General features: G+C 49.3%; 6 protein-coding genes. 2 read left to right on the plus strand and 4 right to left on the minus strand.

What is annotated here, in order from left to right; all coding sequences use genetic code 11:
* Positions 1-125: 125 nt before the first annotated feature.
* Complete coding sequence (locus tag I0P70_RS14650) at positions 126-1,226, minus strand: Glu/Leu/Phe/Val dehydrogenase (RefSeq protein ID WP_196119331.1); 1,101 nt, start codon at positions 1,224-1,226, stop codon at positions 126-128.
* 150 nt (positions 1,227-1,376) lie between these two features.
* On the opposite strand from I0P70_RS14650, the gene I0P70_RS14655 reads away from it, so the two are divergent.
* Together I0P70_RS14655 and I0P70_RS14660 are read left to right on the plus strand one after the other, a co-directional pair.
* Complete coding sequence (locus tag I0P70_RS14655) at positions 1,377-3,161, plus strand: ABC transporter ATP-binding protein (RefSeq protein ID WP_196119333.1); 1,785 nt, start codon at positions 1,377-1,379, stop codon at positions 3,159-3,161.
* Positions 3,162-3,291: 130 nt separating this feature from the next.
* Positions 3,292-3,711: a hypothetical protein gene (locus I0P70_RS14660; RefSeq protein WP_196119335.1), complete on the plus strand. Its 420-nt coding sequence runs from the start codon at positions 3,292-3,294 to the stop codon at positions 3,709-3,711.
* Positions 3,712-3,863: 152 nt separating this feature from the next.
* Here I0P70_RS14660 and I0P70_RS14665 read toward each other — a convergent pair whose 3' ends face one another.
* The 3 genes from I0P70_RS14665 to I0P70_RS14675 all read right to left on the minus strand — a co-directional run bounded on the left by I0P70_RS14665 (position 3,864) and on the right by I0P70_RS14675 (position 6,847).
* Complete coding sequence (locus I0P70_RS14665; RefSeq protein WP_196119337.1) at positions 3,864-4,475, minus strand: TetR/AcrR family transcriptional regulator; 612 nt, start codon at positions 4,473-4,475, stop codon at positions 3,864-3,866.
* An 84-nt stretch (positions 4,476-4,559) separates the two neighbouring features.
* A complete protein-coding gene (locus I0P70_RS14670; protein ID WP_196119339.1) occupies positions 4,560-5,081 on the minus strand; it encodes a GyrI-like domain-containing protein in 522 nt (173 codons plus the stop codon).
* Positions 5,078-6,847 carry an ABC transporter ATP-binding protein gene (locus I0P70_RS14675; protein WP_196119341.1) on the minus strand — a complete coding sequence of 590 codons (1,770 nt, stop codon included), beginning with the start codon at positions 6,845-6,847 and terminating at the stop codon, positions 5,078-5,080. Before I0P70_RS14675 ends, I0P70_RS14670 begins: the two co-directional genes overlap by 4 nt.
* Positions 6,848-7,164 lie beyond the last annotated feature (317 nt).

Here is a 7,164-nt window from a genome sequence, read left to right on the forward strand (position 1 = left end):
CTTATTGCTATGGTAATTTTATACGAAAAGGTAAGCCAATTCGCTAAAAACAGAACAAGTGTAAAACAAAAGTGCCACAGGTTAATGCAGCACTTCTGTTTTATCATCTTTTCAATAGAAGAACCTTAGAAAGTAGATCTTACTTTGCTGATGCTGTTGATACGCTTCTCAGCCATTTTAGTGGCGGCCAGTTGCGTATAGATGCCTTCTTTCTCGGCCAGTTCGAAGATATCCAGGGTATAGCCATAGATACGCTCTGTCTGGGCATAGGCGCTCTCGCGGTTGTAGCCTTGCAGCTCAGAGTACACGTTGATCAAACCACCTGCGTTGATCAAGAAGTCAGGCGCGTATACGATGCTTTTCTCTACCAGCGCAGGACCGTGAACGGCCTCGTCGCGCAGCTGGTTGTTTGCGCAACCCGCAATTACCTGGCACTTCAGGCGACCAAGTGTGTTGTCGTTGATAGTACCACCCAGCGCACATGGCGAATAGATATCCACGTCCAGGTCATAGATCTCGTCCATGCCTACGATCTGGGCGTTGAACTTAGAAGATACTTCGCGCAGACGGTCTTCGTAGATGTCTGTGATGAAAATCTGAGCATTTTCTTTAGCAAGCAGCTCTACCAGGTAGCCACCTACGTGACCAACACCCTGTACAGAGATTTTTTTGCCGCTCAGTGAGTCAGAGCCGTAAGCCTTCTTGGCAGCGGCTTTCATACCCATGTAGGTACCATAAGCTGTTACCGGAGACGGGTCACCGCCACCGCCCATCGACTCAGGCAGACCAGACACGTGCTCCGTTTCCATACGGATGTACTCCATGTCCTTAGTGGTCATTCCCACGTCCTCAGCAGTGATATAGGCACCGTTCAGGTTCTTAACAAAACGGCCGAAACGACGAAGCAGGGCCTCGTTCTTGTCTTTTTTGGCGTCGCCGATGATCACGGCTTTACCACCACCCAGGTTCAGGCCAGAGATAGCGGCTTTGTAAGTCATACCTCTCGAAAGACGCAACACATCATCAAGCGCTTCAGCTTCAGAAGCATATGACCACATACGGGTACCACCCAGGGCAGGGCCAAGTACTGTGTTGTGGATACCGATGATAGCTTTCAGACCAGTTTCTTTGTCGTGGCAGAAAACTACTTTCTCATGGTTATACTCTGATATCTGACCGAAGACCGACTTGTCTTTCTTCAGTTCAACTTCTTTTAGTTCGACCATTTATGAATTTGATTAAGGGTTATTCTATCTTTGTAGAAGCGAGGCAACAGATACCCCGTTTTTCGTGCTGCAAAATTAATTCTTTTTTTGATTAATTCAATTTGAACCTACTAAGTCTACGTAAAAGCCTCTGAGCTTCATATTCTTGCTGTGAAATCACTCCGTTATCTCAATAAATATCTCCTCAAGTATAAATACCGTCTCCTGTGGGGCCTGGTATTCATCATCATATCCAACTTTTTCCAGATTCTGCCGGCTCAGGTGGTGCGTCACGCCTTCAACCTGATCAAGGAGGGTATCAACCTGCACAACCTTTTTGAGGGTATGGCGCAGCAGGAAACAGTGTATGACACCTTCGCCAGCAGCATACTGGTGTATGGGGTAATCATCCTGGTGATGGCTTTGCTAAGGGGGCTTTTCTTGTTTTTTGTGCGGCAGACGATCATTGTGATGAGTCGCCTGATCGAGAACGATCTCAAAAACGAAATTTACGAGCACTACCAAAGCCTGCCGCTGAGCTTCTACCGCAAAAACAACACAGGTGACCTGATGTCGCGCATCTCCGAGGACGTGAGCCGGGTACGCATGTACCTTGGGCCGGCGATTATGTACGGCATCAACCTCGTGATTCTTTTCCTGATGGTGATTCCTTACATGCTGTCGGTAAACGTGAAGCTCACGCTCTATACCTTGATTCCACTCCCTGTTCTGGCCATCAGCATTTATTACGTCAACAACATCATTGAGCGCAAGTCCGACGAGATACAGCGTAGCCTCTCAGGTATAACAACTTTCGTGCAGGAGGCTTTTTCAGGTATAAGAGTGCTTAAGTCTTTTGTGCGGGAAGACGACTCGCATAATAACTTCACCAAAGCCAGCAACAACTACAAAGACAAGTCGCTGGAGCTGAACTTTGTAAACTCACTCTTCTTTCCGCTGGTGCTATTTCTGGTAGGCCTGAGCACCATCATCACGGTATACATTGGCGGACAGGAAGTAATGAACGGCAGCATCACGACGGGTAACATCGCTGAGTTTATCATCTATGTGAACATGCTCACCTGGCCTGTTACCTCGCTGGGCTGGACGGCCAGCCTGGTGCAGCGAGCCGCCGCCTCACAGGCTCGCATCAACGAATTCCTGAATACGAAGAATGATATTGTGTCGCGTGAGAACATCCGCAAGCCGATTGAGGGCGATATTGTGTTTGAGAACGTTGACTTTGTGTACCCTGACACAGGTATACATGCCTTGAAAGGAGTTTCGTTTGACATCAAGCATGGCGAAACCCTCGCCGTGATCGGCAACACCGGCTCAGGCAAAAGTACCATCGCCAACCTGCTGCCGCGCATGTATGACATAACAGGTGGCCGCATCCTGATTGATGGCGTAGATGTGCGAGACTACAACCTGGAGAGCCTGCGCAGCCAGATTGGCTACGTGCCGCAGGATGTATTCCTCTTCTCCGACTCCATCCGAAACAACATCGGCTTCGGTTTGCCGAGCATTACGGAGGAGCAAATGGTGCAGTCGGCCAAGGACGCTGATGTGTACGAAAACATCATGCGCTTCCCCGAGCAATTCGACACCAAGCTGGGCGAGCGGGGCATTACCCTTTCAGGCGGTCAGAAGCAGCGTGTCTCTATAGCACGGGCACTGGTGCGGGAGCCAAGCATCCTGATCCTCGACGACTCACTTTCGGCAGTAGATACTAAAACTGAAAACGCCATCCTTAACAGCCTGCGTCGTATCATGGCTAACCGTACCTCAATTATCATTTCACACCGGGTATCGTCAGTGAAGCTGGCCGATAAGATTCTGGTGCTTGATGATGGGGAGATTGTGCAGCATGGCACACACGATGAGTTGATACAGCAGCAGGGGCTTTACAAAGTGCTCTACGAGCGGCAGTTGCAGGCAGAGGACTCACATTAGCCACCAGCACTTTCGCATTGAAAATCAAAAGCTTAGCCGAACTGAAATTAATAGCCCGGGAATTTTTTGATACAGAAACTGTTATAGGTACGTATAGCAATTTTATATGACCTTCTAACACTCTCTATCTATGGCTATTGACTTACAGCAAATTGGCAAAAGGTTCCGTTTCTATACGAACATCAAAGAATTGGAAATGCCCCAACTCTTAGAGATGACGGGCAGCGACGAAACAGTGCTTGCCAATATCATATCTGGCAAGAATTATCTTTTAGACGAGTTGGTGGGCATCGTAAAGCACTTCCATGACCTAAATTCGCAGTGGCTCATCTACGGTGAGGGCAGTATGTTCAAACCCATGGACGAGAATGGCACCTGCAAAGACAATCACAAGGGGTGTCTCAAAAAGGACAAAGCCGCCTACCTGAAACAAATGCAAAACATGCTCATCGAACTCGATGCAGCTGAAGTAGCCAAAGGCCATCACGCCGATGTGGACGCACTGAAGGCCAAGTTGGAAGAATATAAATCCAATCACCCGCAGGAGTAGCCCCGCATTTAGGGGAAACCGGCTACCCAAACCCAGCACTCCTTTTTACGGAACCTTTAGGCCCTGACAGGGGTGCTATAACAATGCCCCAACCTAAGATGCTTGCTTAAGTTGGGGCATTGTTACTTTTAATAGCTTTTATCTCCTGACTCTTATACCTTCACCCGTATACCTTCCATAATCAGATTGACGGTGTACAGTACTTCTCGCTCTATCTTCTCAAAATCAATGGAGGGCAGGTTGTGGAACTGGGCTCGTTGGAATTCTTCAAACTGAATCAGGTCTTTGACCACCATGATAGAATAAGCGACCCGATCGGCTTCGCAGTCTATGAAAGTGCCGTTGGCTATACCTTCTTTGATGACCGTGGCGTAAAAGTTTGACTCCTTGGCCCGCGATTCCCTGAATAGCTCCTGGAACATGGTGCGGGTCTCGATGAGCACCTTAATAGAGATGGTGTGTTGTGTTACGATCTCCTGATAATAGCGCAGCGAAGAACGGATGTAGCGCAACAGGCGTTCACGAGGATCTTTCTCCTGCTCTGCTATTTTCTTGATGCGATACAGACTATCCTTCCACTCCTGCGAAAAAGCCTCTATAAAAAGGACCTCTTTGCTTTTGTAGTAGTAGTAGAGTGTCGGTTTTTTGAGCCCGATGGCATGGGCGATATCGTCCAATGTGGCTTTGCTGTAGCCCAGCTTGCCAAACACCGACTTGGCTGCCTCCAGTATCAGCTCTTTCTTTGCCTCTGCCTTTTTGCCCAATTTGTTTTGTTGCTATCGTTCCACGGGGAAAGGCACAGCCGCTCCCCTATCACCAAAGATATAGAGATAATCTATACTTGCAAGCTACTCCTTTACAGGCACCTCCACTATACCTTGGTGGTCCTCCGGAAACCACTCTACATAGAAGGTCTCCAGCTCCAGACTCTTCTCTTCGGCGTAGTTAAAAATGGCTTCGTAGAGTTTGTTAGGTGAAAGCATATAATGGGCGTTTACTTCGCCGCGCAGAGCACGGCGGCCACCCGGTACTACCCGCAGTTCGTAATCAGCTGGCAACTGTACCGAGCTGTCAGGTATAACCACTCCGATAAATGCATCCACACTATCAGCTCGGCCTTCCGGATTGTTGTAGTAGATGTTACCCAGCATACCTTCCAGCTCTTTCTTGTCGAGTACCTCGGCAGCTCTCCTGAAAGCGTCATTGATTGCATTGTCGTTTACAGAGCCTTTGAAAGAGCGGCCTGCCATGTAGAGCTGCTCCGAGCTAACTTCGGACACCTGTGCTGAGCTGAAACCTCCCAGATAGGCGTAGAAAGCCCCCACAATAACGGCTAGCACCGCCATTACTAACAAGAATTTCTTGTTCATAGATCGATCATGTTTTTATACTGCATGTGGTAGAGTTGGGCATAGTAACCCTCGTGGCGCAGCAGTTCCTCGTGGTTGCCCATTTCTTTTATCTCGCCCCGGTCCATCACGATGATCTTGTCCGCCTTTTGGATGGTAGACAGACGGTGAGCGATGACGATGGACGTACGGCCATGCATCAACTGGTCGATGGCGTACTGGATCAGTTCTTCAGTTTCGGAGTCGACGCTGGAAGTGGCCTCGTCCAGAATGATGATCTCCGGATTATAGACCATGGCCCGCACGAAGGAAATCAGCTGCCGCTGGCCTACCGAAAGCGTGGCTCCGCGTTCCATCACCTGGTAGTGCAGTCCGCCTGGCAGTCGCTCAATGAACTTACGGGCGCCCACCAGGTCGGCGGCGTGCCACATCTGCTCTTCCGTGATGGCTTTGTTACCCAAGCTGATATTGTCGGCAATCGTACCTGAGAATAGGAACACATCCTGCAGCACCACGCCAATGTGATGGCGCAAGACATCCAGGTTATATTCTTTAATATCGTGCCCGTCAATCAGAATCTGGCCGCTGTTGATCTCGTAAAAACGGTTGAGCAAGTTGATAACCGAGGTCTTGCCTGCACCTGTAGCACCCACAAAAGCCACTGACTCGCCAGCCTTCACATCCAATGAGATATTACGCAGCACCCAGTCCTCGTCTTTGTAGGCAAACCAAACGTCCTTAAAATTCACATTGCCCTTGATCTTCTCCGGTGCATAGTTGCCGTTATCCGGAATCATCTCCTTGCTGTCGAGCAGGCGCATGAGACGCTCAGTACTTACCACACCCAGTTGCAGGGTATTGAAGCGGTCGGCAATCATGCGGATGGGGCGGAAGAACATTTGGATGTAAAGGATGAAGGCCATCAGCGTACCCAGTGACACATCATTGTCGATCACGCCGTGGGCGCCATACCACACCAGCAAACCAAGACCTGCCGCACCGATAATCTCCGCTACCGGGAAGTAGACCGAGTAGTAAAGCACGGAGCGTACGTTGGCGCGGGTGTGCTCCTTATTGATCTCCTTAAACTTCTCCATTTCGCGCTTCTCGTTGTTGAAGATCTGTACGATGCTCATACCTGTGATATGCTCCTGCACAAAGGAATTAAGTCGCGCCACAGCCGTCCGCACATCCTGGAACGTATCTTTTATCTTCTCCTTGAAAATGTAGGTACTGATGAGCATGATCGGGAAAGTGGACAAGCTGACAAGCGCCAACTCCCAGTCGATGTAGAACATGAAGCCGAGGATAAACACCAGCTGCAGGATATCGCCAATCATAGCTGCCAATCCCTCGCTGAACACATCAGAGAGCGTTTCCACGTCCGATACGTTGCGGGTCACAAGTGTACCAATCGGCGTGCGGTCGAAAAACTTGAGGCGCAGGTTGAGGATGTGGCGGTAGAGCTGCACCCGAATATCGCGCACGACATGCTGCCCCAGCCAACCTGCGAAATAGGTATGGAGGTACTGCACAATAGCGTGCCCCACAAGAAGCACCGCGAGTATCACGAACATCTTGTTCAGGCCCTCCCAGTCGTTCTGCAGAATCTCATTATCGACGGTATACTGAATCAGGAACGGCCGCAGGGCGGCCAGTATAGCCGAGGCGAACGTCAGGAACACGATGAAATAGAACGTCTTCAGGTAGGGCTTCACAAAGGTGAAGAGCCGCCGTATGACGTCCGCATCGAATACCTTGCCTGTATCTTTTGGTTTATCTTCCAAGTTTGTTTTTTCAGGTTTAGTTTGTCTGAATCAGGATTTTCAGGATTAGAGAGAGCCCCTACCCCCACGGATTTACAGGATTGTTACCTTCCTCTAAGCCCATCCTTTTGTCTGAATCAGGATTACGGGGATTATAAATGATCCACAGAATTTCTATGCACGATTTACACACCCTGCCCCTCTTAAGAGAGGTTTTTGTTGCTACCAGTTCACAAGTATGGCTTCATCTTTTTTAATTTGCTATACCTTGTCGAACCACCCCTTCCCCTCCCGAGAGGGGATTGTTGCCGCTACCAATTCACGGGTATAAGCTTTGT

Source organism: Pontibacter sp. FD36, assembly GCF_015686655.1.
In the GTDB taxonomy this organism is placed as follows: Bacteria; Bacteroidota; Bacteroidia; order Cytophagales; family Hymenobacteraceae; genus Pontibacter.

Excerpts from the sequence above, each read along its gene's own strand:
- I0P70_RS14650 (WP_196119331.1), bottom strand. The coding sequence starts at position 1,226 with ATGGTCGAACTAAAAGAAGTTGAACTGAAGAAAGACAAGTCGGTCTTC.
- I0P70_RS14660 (WP_196119335.1), top strand. The coding sequence starts at position 3,292 with ATGGCTATTGACTTACAGCAAATTGGCAAAAGGTTCCGTTTCTATACG.
- I0P70_RS14670 (WP_196119339.1), bottom strand. The coding sequence starts at position 5,081 with ATGAACAAGAAATTCTTGTTAGTAATGGCGGTGCTAGCCGTTATTGTG.